We start from the raw sequence: 13,153 nt of genomic DNA on the forward strand, positions 1-13,153 counted from the left end.
GGGTGCCGGACGCCGCGGCGGCGTTCTCGGCGGGGGAGGCGGCGCCGCTCCGGGCCGCGGCGGCCTGGGCCTCGGAGGCGCGTTCGGCGGAGGCGGCGAGGGCGGCCTCCGGCAAGGGTGCGGAGAGGATCGCGGCGATCTCGGGGCGCGGGACGGGCGGCGGGGCGCAAGCGCCTCCGAGGTCCTTGGCACGTACGGCCTTGGTGATCCAGGCCCGGTCCAGGACCCGCCGTTCGTCGGCCTCGGCGACGAGGTCCTCGGACTGGTTGTAGTCGCCGTCGGCGGCCTGCACGGCCCAGAGGTGGACGGCGACCCCGTGTTCCTTGGCGGACATCAGACCGGGCAGCAGATCGCCGTCACCGGTCACCAGGACCACGTCGGAGCAGGCGCGGTTCCTGGCCAGTTCGGTCAGTTCGGCGTGCATGGCGGCGTCGACGCCCTTCTGTGCCCAGCGCCCGTCGCTGCGGGTCAGGGCGCCGAGCCGGACGGTCACGCGGGGCATCACGCGGAGCCGGCGGTGCTCGGGCTGGGGCACCCGGTCGGGGGCGCCGTCGAACCAGTAGATGCGCAGCAGGGGCTGTTGGGTGTCGGCCTCGGCACGCTCGCGCAGCCCCTGGATGAGGGCCGCGTGGTCGACGGTGATGCGGGAACGGGCGGGCTCTCCGGCCAGCAGACTCGCGGCTGCGCCCAGCAAGTAGCCGGCGTCCACCAGGACGACACAACGGTCCACGCGTTCCACCCTCTTCCGAATTCGGGAACGGTTCAGCGGCCCGCTCCTCGATGACCGGGTCCGCTTACCCAGGGTTTCCTTCGAGTCTGCCCGACCGCGCGGGGGTTAACGGCCGGAACTGGATCATCGGCGTGGCGGATCCGGAAAGGAAGGGGCAAGGAAAGGTGAGAAGGGAGGAAGGGCGCGTCGCGCAAGGCGTTGGGCAGACGCGGAAAGGCATGGGCGCAGACGGCGGAACGGGGACCACTGCGGAAACCGCTACGCACGGTAATGATCCAACATGCGGTGTTTGCGGCGCTATGTGAATCTGACAGCGGTCCTGGCCCCCCAGGATTCCCCACAGGAGGCATTCACCATGGCCAAGAACAAGAACCGCAAGCAGGGCAGCCAGCACGATCGCGCGTCCGCGTCGGAGCGTAGCGCGGAGGAGGCCAAGTCGACGGCGTACGAGTCGCAGAACCAGCCGCAGGCGCAGGCCCAGGGCAGCCCGTCCGACGTGGCCCGCAAGCATCAGCGACGCTTCGGCCACAACTGACCCGTCGGCCGCTCGCGGTAGAGACAGGCGTCGAGGACAGCGAGAGGGGCGTCCCGCAGGTGCGGGACGCCCCTCCTGCCGTTCTCGTCGCCGGTGGCGCCTGCTCAGCCGGCCAGGCAGGCCGGGCCGAGCAGCACCTTGAGGTCGCCGAAGAGGGCCGAGTCGGCCTTGACCCGGTGCCGGTCGAGCCGGAGCACCGTGGTCTTGCGGGGCCCCTGGAGCTTGATGCGCACCTCGGTGTCGCCCCGGTGGTGGCTGAGCACCTCGCCGAGCCGGGTGACCATGGGCGGGGTGATCTTCACGGTGGGGATGGTGAGGACGACGGGCGCGTTGGTCCCGGCGTTGGAGATGTCGGGGACCTGCATCTCCATGGCGACCAGCCGGGGCACGTCCTCGCGCTTGTCGAGCCGTCCCTTGACGAAGACGACGGTGTCCTCGACGAGCTGGGTGGAGACCAGCTGGTAGGTGGCGGGGAAGAACATGCACTCGATGGAGCCGGCCAGGTCCTCCACGGTGGCGATGGCCCAGGCGTTGCCCTGCTTGGTCATCTTGCGCTGGAGGCCGGAGATGATGCCGCCGACGGTGACGATCGAGCCGTCGCTGTAGTCGCCGCCCATGAGCTGGGAGATCGAGGCGTCGGCCTTGTCGGACAGCACGTGCTCCAGGCCGAACAGCGGGTGGTCGGAGACGTACAGGCCGAGCATTTCCCGTTCCTGGGCGAGCAGGTAGGCCTTCTCCCACTCGATGTCGGAGAACTCCACGTCGAGCCCGAATCCCGGCTCGCCGCTCTCCTCCTCGCCGCCCCCGAAGAGGTCGAACTGTCCTTCGGCCTCCTTGCGCTTGACCTGCACCACGTTGTCGATCATCGGCTCGTGGTGGGCGACGAGGCCCTTGCGGGTGTGGCCCATCTCGTCGAACGCGCCGGCCTTGATGAGCGATTCCACGGTGCGCTTGTTGCAGACGACCGCCTCGACCTTGTCGAGGAAGTCGGGGAAGGTGCTGTACTTCCCCTTCGCCTTGCGGGACCGGATGATCGAGTCGACGACGTTCTGGCCGACGTTGCGGATGGCGGTCAGGCCGAAGAGGATCACGTCGTCGCCCTGGGCGGCGAAGTTGGACAGCGACTCGTTGACGTTGGGCGGGAGCACCTTGATGCCCATGCGGCGGCACTCGTTGAGGTAGACCGCGGACTTGTCCTTGTCGTCCTTGACCGAGGTCAGCAGGGCGGCCATGTACTCGGCGGGGTAGTTCGCCTTGAGGTATCCGGTCCAGTAGGTGACCAGCCCGTACGCGGAGGAGTGCGCCTTGTTGAAGGCGTACCCGGCGAACGGGACCAGCACGTCCCACAGCGCCTTGATCGCGGCGTCGGAGAAGCCGTTCTTCTTGGCGCCCGCCTCGAAGAGGACGAAGTTCTTCGCCAGCTCCTCGGGCTTCTTCTTGCCCATCACGCGGCGCAGGATGTCGGCCTCGCCCAGCGAGTACCCGGCGACGATCTGGGCGGCCTTCTGGACCTGCTCCTGGTAGACGATCAGGCCGTAGGTGAGGCCGAGGACCTCCTTGAGGGGCTCCTCCAGCTCCGGGTGGATCGGAGTGATCTCCTGGCGCCCGTTCTTGCGCTCCGCGTAGTTCGTGTGCGAGTTCATGCCCATCGGGCCCGGCCGGTAGAGGGCCGAGACGGCGGAGATGTCCTCGAAGTTGTCGGGCTGCATCTGGCGCAGCAGGGAGCGCATCGGCCCGCCGTCGAACTGGAAGACGCCGAGCGTGTCACCGCGGCAGAGCAGTTCGTACGTCTTGGGGTCGTCCAGCGGGAGGGAGAGCATCTCCAGGTCGACGCCCTTGTTGGACTTCACCATCTTGATGGCGTCATCCATGATCGTCAGGTTGCGCAGGCCCAGGAAGTCCATCTTCAGCAGGCCGAGCGACTCGCACTGCGGGTAGTCCCACTGCGTGATGGTGACGCCGTCGGTGTGCCGGACCCAGACGGGGGCGTGGTCGACGATCGGCTCGCTGGACATGATGACGCCGGCGGCGTGCACGCCCATCTGCCGGACCAGGCCCTCGACGCCCTTGGCGGTGTCGATGACCTTCTTGACGTCCGGTTCGCTCTCGTACATCCCCCGGATCTCGCCCGCCTCGCTGTAGCGCGGGTGCTTGGGGTCGGTGATGCCGTTGAGGTCGATGCCCTTGCCGAGGACGTCGGCGGGCATGGCCTTGGTGAGCCGGTCGCCCATCGCGTACGGGTAGCCGAGGACGCGGGCGGAGTCCTTGATGGCGTTCTTGGCCTTGATCTTGCCGTAGGTGCCGATCATGGCGACCTTGTCGGCCCCGTACTTCTCGGTCACGTACCGGATCACCTCGACGCGCCGACGCTCGTCGAAGTCGATGTCGACGTCGGGCATGGAGACGCGCTCGGGGTTGAGGAACCGCTCGAAGATCAGCCCGTGCTCGATCGGGTCGAGGTCGGTGATGCCCATCGCGTACGAGACGATCGATCCGGCGGCGGAACCACGGCCGGGGCCGACCGCGATGCCGTTGTTCTTGGCCCACATGATGAAGTCGGCGACGACCAGGAAGTACCCCGGGAACCCCATCTGGATGATGATGTCCATCTCGTACTCGACCTGCTTCTGCCGGTCGTCGGGGACGCCGTTCGGGAAGCGGCGGCCCATGCCGACCCGGACCTCCTCCTGGAACCAGGTGACCTCCGTGAAGCCGTCCGGGATCTCGAACTTCGGCATGAGGTTCTTCGCCTCGAACATGCCGGCGGTGTCGATCTGCTGGGCGACCAGGAGCGTGTTGGCGCAGCCCTGCTGCCAGGCGTCGGAGGAGTCGACGGCGTACATCTCGTCCGTCGTCTTGAGGTAGTAGCCCGTGCCGTCGAAGCGGAAGCGGTCGGGGTCCGAGAGGTTCTTTCCGGTCTGGATGCAGAGCAGGGCGTCGTGGGCGGTGGCCTCGTGGGCGTACGTGTAGTGGGAGTCGTTCGTCACGAGCGGCGGGATGTCGAGCTTCTTGCCGATCTCCAGCAGCCCGTCGCGGACCCGGCGCTCGATCTCGATGCCGTGGTCCATCAGCTCCAGGAAGTACTTGTCCGCCCCGAAGATGTCCTTGTAGTCGGAGGCCGCCTGGACCGCCTCGTCGAACTGGCCGAGCCGCAGCCGGGTCTGCACCTCGCCGGAGGGGCACCCGGTGGAGGCGATGAGGCCCTCGGACCACTGGGAGATGGTCTCCTTGTCCATCCGGGGCCACTTCTGGAGCCAGCCCTCGGCGTACGCGTCGGAGGAGAGCCGGAAGAGGTTGTGCAGTCCGGTCTTGTTGGACGCCCAGATCGTCTTGTGGGTGTAACCACCGGATCCGGACACATCGTCGCGCTTCTGGTGCGGCTGTCCCCACTGCACCTTGCGCTTGTGTTTGCGCGACTCCGGGGCGACGTACGCCTCGATGCCGATGATCGGCGTGACGCCCGCCTTCGTCGCCGAGTGGAAGAAGTCGTAGGCCCCGTGGAGGTTGCCGTGGTCGGTCATCGCGATGTGCGACATGCCCATCTCGTTGCAGGCCTCGAACATGTCCTTGAGCCGCGCCGCACCGTCCAGCAGCGAGTACTGGGTATGAACGTGCAGGTGCGTGAAGGGCGGCTTGGTCACGGCGTCGGGCCTCCGGGAAGTCGGGCGATGACGGACGGGGGGACAGCGTGGAAGTCTACGACGTGACGGAGTCGAACGACGGGCACTCCCGGCTTCCGCCGAGCGTTGGAGAGGGCGGGACACCTGTCCGTTTTGTCATGCACTCGGTCAGGACTCGATCGGGCGGACCCACGGTCCGGCCGGACACGCCAGCTACAGCAGGAGGCAGCAAGAGATGTCGGAAACGCAGACCGGCGCAGCGCAGCGCGGGGAGCAGATTCTCGCCGTTTTCGACACCGCCTTCGGGGAGCTGCTGGCCGCCGATCCGGCCGCTTTCCGGGTCAAGTTCCGCAAGATGGCGGGCTCGGCCTTCGCCTTCTACCGGGGCACGGCCTGCCTGTTCTACGGCGACCTGGAGCGGGAGCGGCACGGCGGCCCGTTCCTGGACGAGCGCACCGGCCGGGTGTGGATCCACGGCGATCTCCACGCGGAGAACTTCGGCACCTACATGGACGCCAACGGCCGCCTCGTCTTCAACGTCAACGACTTCGACGAGGCGTACGTGGGCCCCTTCACCTGGGACCTGAAGCGCTTCGCCGCCTCCGTGGCGCTGATCGGTTACGCGAAGGCGCTGGCCGACGAGCAGATCAGCGAGCTGGTGACGATCTTCGCCGACTCCTACCGCGAGCGGATCCGCGCGCTGGCGACGGGCGCGAAGAACGACGAGGTGCCGCCGTTCACGCTGGACACCGCGGACGGCCCGCTGCTGGGCGCGCTGCGCGCCGCCCGGTCGCGCACGCGTTTCTCGCTGCTGGACTCGATGACGGTGATCCGGGACTTCGAGCGCCGGTTCGCGGACGGCGGCGGGTCGATCGACCTGGACGCCGCGACGCGCTACAAGGTGCTGGCCGCGTTCGACGGCTATCTGGAGACGCTGCCCGAGTCGAGCCTGACCCGTCCCGACTCCTACCGGGTCAAGGACGTGGTGGGCCGTCGGGGCATCGGCATCGGGTCGGCCGGGCTGCCCTCGTACAACATCCTTCTGGAGGGCAACAGCGACGCCCTGGAGAACGATGTGGTGATCTACCTCAAGCAGGCACAGACCCCGGCGGTCTCCCGGCACATCACGGACGCCGCCGTGCGGGAGTACTTCCAGCACGAGGGGCACCGCACGGTGATCTCGCAGCGCGCGCTCCAGGCACACGCGGACCCGTGGCTGGGCTGGACCGAGCTGGACGGCTCGGGTCAGCTGGTCGCCGAGGTCTCGCCGTACGCGGTCGACCTGGACTGGTCCGACATCGACGAGGTGGACGAGATCGCGGCGGTCGTCGCGGATCTGGGCCGGGCGACGGCCACGATGCACGCGGCCGCCGACGACGAGAGCGGGCACTCCCTGGTGCCGTTCTCCACCGAGCGGGCGATCGACGCGGCCATCGCGGCCGACGAGGAGAGCTTCGCGCCGATGCTGGTCGACTTCGCCCACAGCTACGGGGCGAGAGCCCGCGCGGACCACCAGATCTTCGTGGACCTCTTCCGCAACGGCCGGATCCCGGGTCTGTAGGGCGCCGGAGTCCCCGGGAAGCCACCCCGGGGACTCTCAGCCTCTTTTAAGGTCCGCTTACCTCGGCGCATGACACACTTTCCGGCGATGGACATCTCAGGGACGCAGCTCAGGGTCGCGCGCGCGGCGGTCTTCACCGCGCTCGTCGTCACCCTGTCCACGGCGTCCCATGTGCTGCTCTCCCGGGTCCCGCTGCCGCTGACCGCGGTCGCGCTGCTCGCCGCCGCGGTCTTCGCGGTGGCGTACGCGCTGGCCGGCCGGGAGCGTGGCTTCGGGGCGATCGCGGGCCTGCTGGTCCCGCTGGAGCTGGCCGCCGACACGCTCTTCACCACGGGCCAGCACCTCTGTTACGGGGCGGCGGGCGGCCCGGTCGCGGGCACGCTGCGCGCGGTGGGCTTCGACGTCCTGTGCGGCGGCGGCGAGGTCGGCGCGGGCGAGGCCCGGATCGCGGGCGTCGGCGCGGTGGGCACCCCGCTGGCCGATGTGGCCGGTGCGGGCGACCGTGCGGCGGCGCTGCTGGCGCAGCCGGGACCGGCCGTGCCCTGGCTGCTGCTCGTCGCCCATGTGGCGGTCGGGCTGCTCGCCGCGGCCTGGCTGCGGCGCGGCGAGGCGGCCCTGGCCGGGCTGCTGCGCGCGGCGGCCCTGCTGGCGTTCCGGCCGCTGCTGGTCGCGGTCGCCGTGGTGCGCGCGGGCGTCCGGGCCGCGGCCCGCCGCTCCCGGCCCGCCGGGCGTCCGCACCCGCCGCTGACCGCCCGCTTCCTCGTGCACTGTGTGGGACGCAGGGGCCCGCCGCCAGCGACGTACGCCGCTGTCTGATGAGGGCACGGCCACGCGACGACGGCAGCACCCGCCCTCTCCCCACACACGTACTCACGGAGAACGATCATGAGCAAGCGCAACACCCAGGCGAACAAGGCAGCGGCCCGCGAGCGGCTGCGTGCCGAGCGCGAGTCCCAGGCCAAGAAGGCCAAGACCCGTAAGCAGCTCGTCGTGGCGGTCTCGGTCGTCGCCGCCCTCGCCGTGGTCGGCGGCATCAGCTACGGCGTGATGCAGCTGAACAAGCCGGACGCCTGGGAGACGGCCGCCGACGCGAAGAACGTCACCGCGCCGAAGAACACCTCGGGCGACGACGGCACCACCGTGGTGATCGGCGACTCGGGCGCGAAGAAGACCCTGGAGCTGTACGAGGACTCGCGCTGCCCGGTCTGCGCCACGTTCGAGCAGGGCGTCGGCGAGACCGTCTCGAAGGACGTCGAGGCCGGCAAGTACAAGGTCAAGTACGTCGGCGCGACCTTCATCGACAACACCGACAACGGCGAGGGCTCCAAGAACGCCCTGAGCGCGCTCGGCGCGGCGCTGGACGTGAGCCCCGAGGCGTTCTTGGAGTACAAGGAAGCGCTGTACTCGGCGAAGTTCCACCCCGAGGAGAGCGACGACAAGTTCGCCAAGGACAGCTACCTCATCGAGGTCGCGGACTCGGTCGACGCGCTGAAGGGGAACAAGGACTTCCAGAAGGACGTCGAGGACGGTACGTACGACGCCTGGGCCATGAAGATGTCCAAGACGTTCGACAAGAGCGGTGTGCAGGGCACGCCGACGCTGAAGATGGACGACAAGAAGATCACGGCCGAGGGCAGCGAGAACGCCCCGATGACGGCCGACGAGTTCACGAAGGCCATCGACAAGGCGCTCAAGGCCTGACGGCCTTCGCCTTCCGCGACACCCGGCGCACCGGGCGGGCCGACCGCCCGGACGCGCCGGGTGTCGCGCGTTCCTACAGGGTGGCGAGGAAGCCGAGCGCGACCTTCCAGGTCTGCTCGGCGGCCGCCTGGTCGTAGTCGTGCAGATCGGGGTCGGTGAACAGGTGCCCGGCCCCGGGGTAGCGGTAGACCTCGACGTCCGCGCCGGTGCGCTGCATCTGGAGGTACCAGCTGTTCAGCCAGTCGTGGGACTCGAAGGGGTCCGGGTCCGCGACGTGCAGCTGCACGGGGAGCTCGTCCACCGACGCGTTCTCGGCGATGTCCGAGGTGCCGTGGAACAGCAGCAGCCCGCGGGCCTTCGCGTCGCCGAGCGCCAGGGTCTGCGCGGTCGCCGCACCGAAGGAGAAGCCGGCGTAGACGAGCCCCTGGTCGGAGTAGGGCGCGGCGGCCAGCACGGCGCGCTTCAGCAGCTCCTCCTTGCCGATCTCGTCCTTGTGGGCCATGCCCTCTTCCACCGTGTCAAAGGTGTGCCCCTCGAACAGATCGGGCACGCGCACCTCGTGGCCGGCGTCTCTGAGGCGCGCGGCCGCGGCGTGCACGGCGGGCCTGAGCCCGTACGTCGAGTGGAAAAGCATGATGTTCATGAGGCCCATGGTGCCATTTGTGCCCCCGGGGGCCGCCCTACAGCTTGGAGGACGAGGGAATGGAGAGCGTGCTGCGCCCGCTGATCGTGATCGGCGGTTCCGTGGTGATCACCCTGTTGGTCGGCTGGCTGGTCGACCGGCTGCTGCGGCGGGCCGACAGCCGTCATCACGAGACGCCGCTGTGGGGGCTGTTGCGGCGCTGCCGCCCTCCCTTGCAGGTGGTGCTCATCACGGCGCTGCTGCGCAGCAGCTACCGCCAGATGGGCATCGACTGGATTCGTGACCACCGCGCCGGGATCGGCCAGGTGCTGACCCTGGTGCTGATCGGCGCGTCCGCCTGGCTGGTGGTGCGGATCGCGGTGACGGTCGTGGAGGCCACGTACGCCCGGTACGCGACGGCCAGCCGCGACCCGGCCCGGGTCCGCCGGGTCCGTACGCAGGTCACGCTGATCCAGCGGGTGGTCATCGCGGTGGTGACGGTGGTCGCCATCGCGGCGATGCTGCTGACGTTCCCGCCGATGCGGGCGGTCGGCACGTCGATGCTCGCCTCGGCCGGTCTGCTCGGCATCGTCGCGGGTGTCGCCGCCCAGTCGACGCTCGGAAATCTCTTCGCCGGATTCCAGATCGCGTTCGGCGACATGGTGCGGCTCGGCGACACCGTGGTGGTGGACGGTGAGTGGGGCACGATCGACGAGATCACCCTGACGTTCCTGGCGGTACGGACCTGGGACGAGCGGCGGATCACGATGCCGGTCTCGTACTTCACCAGCCAGCCGTTCGAGAACTGGTCGCGCGGTGGGGTGCAGATGACCGGCACGGTCTTCTTCCACCTCGACCACTCCGCCCCGGTCGCGGCGATGCGGGAGAAGCTGCGGGAGCTCCTCGGGGACATCGCCGCCTGGGACGGCCGCGACTGGTCGCTGGCCGTCACGGACACGACGCCGTCCACGATCCAGGTGCGGGCGGTGGTCACGGCCAAGGACGCGGACGACATCTGGACGGTGCGCTGCGCGGTGCGTGAGCAGTTGATCGGCTGGCTGCGCGACCACCATCCGTACGCGCTGCCGCGGATCGCCACCGGCCCCGCCGTACTGCCGCCGGGCGAGCAGTGGGCGGAGCTGACGGGCGCCGGGCCCCGGGCGGTCCTCGACAAGGCGGCGCCCGCCGACGGGGAGGGTTCCAAGGCCCCGCGCACGGGCCGCGGCTGAGGCTGCCCCGCGACGGTCTCAGCGCAGCGAGCGGAAGTCCAGATACCGCAGCACCCGGTCCACGACCTCCGGGTCGGAGCCGGGCTCGCTGCGCGCGGAGAGCACCTCGTGGCGGGCGGCCGACATCATCTCGCGCTGGACCCGGCTGATCGCCTTGAAGCGTTCCGCGCGCTGGGCGTAGGCCTCGCGACGCTCCTCGTCGACCATGTCCGGGCTGATCCGCGCTCCGATGTCGTACGCGGCGCGCTGGAGCCGCTCCATGACCTCCTCGGGGAACTCCTCTACCTCCTGGATCTCCTTGAGGCGGTACTTGGCGGCCTTGGCGGCCCGGATGGCGAGGTCCCGCTCCAGTGCCTCTTCGGCGTCGGTGTCGGCCCGGACCCTCAGCTTGCGCACCAGCCAGGGCAGGGTGAGCCCCTGGAAGACCAGGGTGGCCATGATCACGGCGAACGCGATGAAGATGATCTCGTCACGGCCGGGGAAGGGCTGTCCGTCGTCGGTCTCCAGCGGGATCGCCAGGGCCAGGGCGACCGAGGCCACCCCGCGCATCCCGGCCCACCACATCACGACGGTCTCCCGCCAGCTCGTGGGGATCTCCTCGCTGACGTCGCGGCGGGTGTGGAGCCGCTTGGCCAGCCAGGTGGCCGGCAGCAGGTACAGCAGCCGTACGCCGACGACGACCGCGACGATCGCGAGCCCCCAGCCGACCATCTCCAGGGCGTGTCCGTCGGCGGTGCCGAACACGCTGTGCAGTTCCAGGCCGATCAGCCCGAAGGCCACGCCGGTCACCAGGGTGTCGACGATGTCCCAGAACGTGACTCCGGTGAGCCGGCCCAGCACGTCGTCGGCGTCGGCGGTGTGCTCGGCGAGGAACAGCGCGACGGTCAGGACGGCCAGCACGCCGGAGCCCATCAGCTCCTCCGCGAGGACGTAGGCGACGAACGGCACCAGCAGGGTCAGTCCGACCTGGAGGGTGGCGTCGCCCAGCAGGTTCATCAGCTTGATGGTGAGCCAGCCGAGCGCGAGGCCGACGACGACCGCGACGACGGCGGAGAGGAGCAGCAGCCCGAAGGCCTCGGGGAGCGAGAAGGTGCCGCTGACGGCGGCGGCGATGGCCACGTGGTAGAGCACGATGGCGGTCACGTCGTTGAAGAGCCCCTCGCCCTCCAGGATCGACACCAGTCGGCGCGGCAGTCCCACGGAGCCCGCCACGGCCGTCGCCGCGACCGGGTCGGGCGGGGCGACGAGAGCGCCGAGGGCGACGGCGGCGGCGATGGGGAGCCCCGGCACGATCGAGTTGGCGACCGCGGCGACGGCGGCGGTGGTGACGAAGACGAGGGCGACGGCCAGCAGGAAGATCGGGCGTCTGTTGGCGGCGAACTGCCGCCAGGAGGTGCGCTGCACGGTGGCGTAGAGCAGCGGCGGAAGCAGCGCGGGGAGAATGATCTCCGGTGGGATGTCGACGTTCGGCACGAACGGCATGAAGGCCATCGCGATGCCGATGAGGGTCATCAGCACCGGCGCGGGCAGCCCGAGCCGGTCGCCGAGCGGCACCGTGACCACGGCTCCGAGCAGCAGCAGGAGCAGCAGGGACATCTGTTCCACGAGGTGCCTTCCGGAGCGTGCGGGTCCGGCACACCACGAGCTGCCGAACAGGGCTCCCACCCTGCCACGCGGGGTGCGCGATTCGGCCGATACCCCCCGCTACCGGCACTCAGGCCGGGCGGATCTCCCGCCGCATGGCCCGGTGCGGCATGCCCGCGTCGGGGAACTCGGGTCCGTACGCGACATATCCGAGTCGCTCGTAGAAGCCGAGGGCGTGCGTCTGGGCGTGCAGGTCGACGGCGGCCAGGCCCAGCGTCCGCGCCTCGTCCTCGATGGCCCGTACGAGGGCGGCGCCGACCCCGAGGCCGCGGGCCTCCCGGCTCACGGCGAGCCGGCCCAGCGAGCCGACGGCGGGGTCGCCGCCGGTCTTCCCGGCCGCGTCGGCGCCGTGCAGCAGCCGGCCCGTGCCGAGCGCGGTGCCGTCCGCCGCGACGGCCAGGACATGCGTCGCGGTCGCGTCGTGGGCGTCGTACTCCAGCTCCTCGGGCACGTTCTGCTCGCCGACGAAGACCTCTTTGCGGACCTGGAAGCAGGCTTGGAGGTCGCTCTCCTCAACGGCCCTGCGGGTGCTGTACGGGGAGGGAACGGCGGTCACTGACTCTCCGCGGAGATGGTGTCGAGGGCCTGCTGGAGGTCGGCCGGGTAGGTGCTGGAGAACTCCACCCAGCTGCCGTCGCTCGGGTGCTCGAAGCCCAGGCGCACGGCGTGCAGCCACTGGCGGGTCAGCCCGAGGCGCTTGGCCAGGGTCGGGTCCGCGCCGTAGGTGAGGTCGCCGACGCAGGGGTGGCGGTGGGCGGACATGTGGACCCGGATCTGGTGGGTGCGGCCGGTCTCCAGCTTGATGTCGAGGAGGCTGGCGGAGCGGTAGGCCTCGATCAGGTCGTAGTGGGTCACCGACGGCTTGCCCTCGGCGGTGACCGCCCACTTGTAGTCGTGGTTGGGGTGGCGCCCGATGGGGGCGTCGATGGTGCCGCTCATCGGGTCCGGGTGACCCTGGACGAGGGCGTGGTACTTCTTGTCGACGACCCGGTCGCGGAACTGGGCCTTGAGCAGGGTGTAGGCGCGCTCGGACTTGGCGACGACCATCAGGCCGGATGTGCCGACGTCGAGGCGGTGGACGATGCCCTGGCGCTCGGCGGCGCCGGACGTCGAGATCCGGTAGCCGGCGGCGGCGAGGCCACCGATGACGGTGGTGCCGGTCCAGCCGGGGCTGGGGTGGGCGGCGACGCCGACCGGCTTCATGATGACGACGATGTCGTCGTCGTCGTGGACGATCTCCATGCCCTCGACGGGCTCGGCGACGATCTGGACGGGGGCGGGTGCCCCCGGCATCTCGACTTCCAGCCAGGCGCCTCCGTGGACCCGCTCGGACTTCCCGGCCACCGAACCGTCCACCTGGACCTTCCCGGCTGCGGCCAGCTCGGCGGCCTTGGTGCGGGAGAAACCGAACATCCGGGAGATGGCGGCGTCGACGCGCTCGCCTTCCAGGCCGTCCGGTACGGGCAGGGTGCGGATCTCGGGGTGCGTACTCACCTGTCGAGTATGCCTTG

The 13,153-nt window shown here is 70.0% G+C and carries 11 protein-coding genes; 5 read left to right on the forward strand and 6 right to left on the reverse strand.

The features are described 5' to 3' along the window. Positions 1–739 (reverse strand): NYN domain-containing protein (locus HET64_RS16465; RefSeq protein ID WP_215106258.1); only part of this gene is annotated, 739 nt, incomplete at its 3' end. A gap of 346 nt (positions 740–1,085) precedes the next feature. Between HET64_RS16465 and HET64_RS16470 the strand changes: the two genes are divergently transcribed. After that, positions 1,086–1,265, forward strand: coding sequence for a hypothetical protein (locus tag HET64_RS16470; protein WP_007456121.1), 180 nt, complete (start codon positions 1,086–1,088; stop codon positions 1,263–1,265). 104 nt (positions 1,266–1,369) lie between these two features. On the opposite strand, the gene dnaE is transcribed toward HET64_RS16470, so the two are convergent. Beyond that, entirely contained in the window at positions 1,370–4,906 is a 3,537-nt protein-coding gene (gene dnaE / locus HET64_RS16475) for a DNA polymerase III subunit alpha (protein ID WP_215106260.1), read from the reverse strand. A 214-nt stretch (positions 4,907–5,120) separates the two neighbouring features. Between dnaE and HET64_RS16480 the strand changes: the two genes are divergently transcribed. The 3 genes from HET64_RS16480 to HET64_RS16490 all read left to right on the forward strand — a co-directional run bounded on the left by HET64_RS16480 (position 5,121) and on the right by HET64_RS16490 (position 8,147). Continuing rightward, entirely contained in the window at positions 5,121–6,446 is a 1,326-nt protein-coding gene (locus HET64_RS16480) for a DUF2252 domain-containing protein (protein WP_215106262.1), read from the forward strand. A gap of 87 nt (positions 6,447–6,533) precedes the next feature. After that, positions 6,534–7,262, forward strand: a complete 729-nt coding sequence (locus HET64_RS16485; protein WP_215106264.1) for a hypothetical protein — start codon at positions 6,534–6,536, stop codon at positions 7,260–7,262. A 69-nt stretch (positions 7,263–7,331) separates the two neighbouring features. Further along, entirely contained in the window at positions 7,332–8,147 is an 816-nt protein-coding gene (locus HET64_RS16490) for a DsbA family protein (RefSeq protein ID WP_215106266.1), read from the forward strand. A 73-nt stretch (positions 8,148–8,220) separates the two neighbouring features. On the opposite strand, the gene HET64_RS16495 is transcribed toward HET64_RS16490, so the two are convergent. After that, a complete protein-coding gene (locus HET64_RS16495; RefSeq protein ID WP_215106268.1) occupies positions 8,221–8,799 on the reverse strand; it encodes a dienelactone hydrolase family protein in 579 nt (192 codons plus the stop codon). Between the two features lie 50 nt (positions 8,800–8,849). On the opposite strand from HET64_RS16495, the gene HET64_RS16500 reads away from it, so the two are divergent. Beyond that, complete coding sequence (locus HET64_RS16500; protein ID WP_215106270.1) at positions 8,850–9,998, forward strand: mechanosensitive ion channel family protein; 1,149 nt, start codon at positions 8,850–8,852, stop codon at positions 9,996–9,998. Between the two features lie 18 nt (positions 9,999–10,016). Here the strand turns inward: HET64_RS16500 and HET64_RS16505 are convergent, their stop codons facing one another. From HET64_RS16505 to HET64_RS16515, 3 genes are all read right to left on the reverse strand, one after another. Next, positions 10,017–11,603, reverse strand: coding sequence for a Na+/H+ antiporter (locus HET64_RS16505; protein ID WP_215106272.1), 1,587 nt, complete (start codon positions 11,601–11,603; stop codon positions 10,017–10,019). Between the two features lie 109 nt (positions 11,604–11,712). Next, positions 11,713–12,198: a GNAT family N-acetyltransferase gene (locus HET64_RS16510; protein WP_215106274.1), complete on the reverse strand. Its 486-nt coding sequence runs from the start codon at positions 12,196–12,198 to the stop codon at positions 11,713–11,715. Next, positions 12,195–13,136 (reverse strand): RluA family pseudouridine synthase, encoded by a 942-nt coding sequence (locus HET64_RS16515; RefSeq protein ID WP_215106276.1) that lies wholly within the window; start codon positions 13,134–13,136, stop codon positions 12,195–12,197. Before HET64_RS16515 ends, HET64_RS16510 begins: the two co-directional genes overlap by 4 nt. Positions 13,137–13,153: the final 17 nt, after the last annotated feature.

The sequence above is a fragment of the Streptomyces sp. McG3 genome (genome assembly GCF_018619185.1).
GTDB lineage: Bacteria > Actinomycetota > Actinomycetes > Streptomycetales > Streptomycetaceae > Streptomyces.

Excerpts from the sequence above, each read along its gene's own strand:
- HET64_RS16490 (WP_215106266.1), top strand. The coding sequence starts at position 7,332 with ATGAGCAAGCGCAACACCCAGGCGAACAAGGCAGCGGCCCGCGAGCGG.
- HET64_RS16485 (WP_215106264.1), top strand. The coding sequence starts at position 6,534 with ATGGACATCTCAGGGACGCAGCTCAGGGTCGCGCGCGCGGCGGTCTTC.
- HET64_RS16470 (WP_007456121.1), top strand. The coding sequence starts at position 1,086 with ATGGCCAAGAACAAGAACCGCAAGCAGGGCAGCCAGCACGATCGCGCG.
- HET64_RS16500 (WP_215106270.1), top strand. The coding sequence starts at position 8,850 with ATGGAGAGCGTGCTGCGCCCGCTGATCGTGATCGGCGGTTCCGTGGTG.
- HET64_RS16480 (WP_215106262.1), top strand. The coding sequence starts at position 5,121 with ATGTCGGAAACGCAGACCGGCGCAGCGCAGCGCGGGGAGCAGATTCTC.
- HET64_RS16495 (WP_215106268.1), bottom strand. The coding sequence starts at position 8,799 with ATGGGCCTCATGAACATCATGCTTTTCCACTCGACGTACGGGCTCAGG.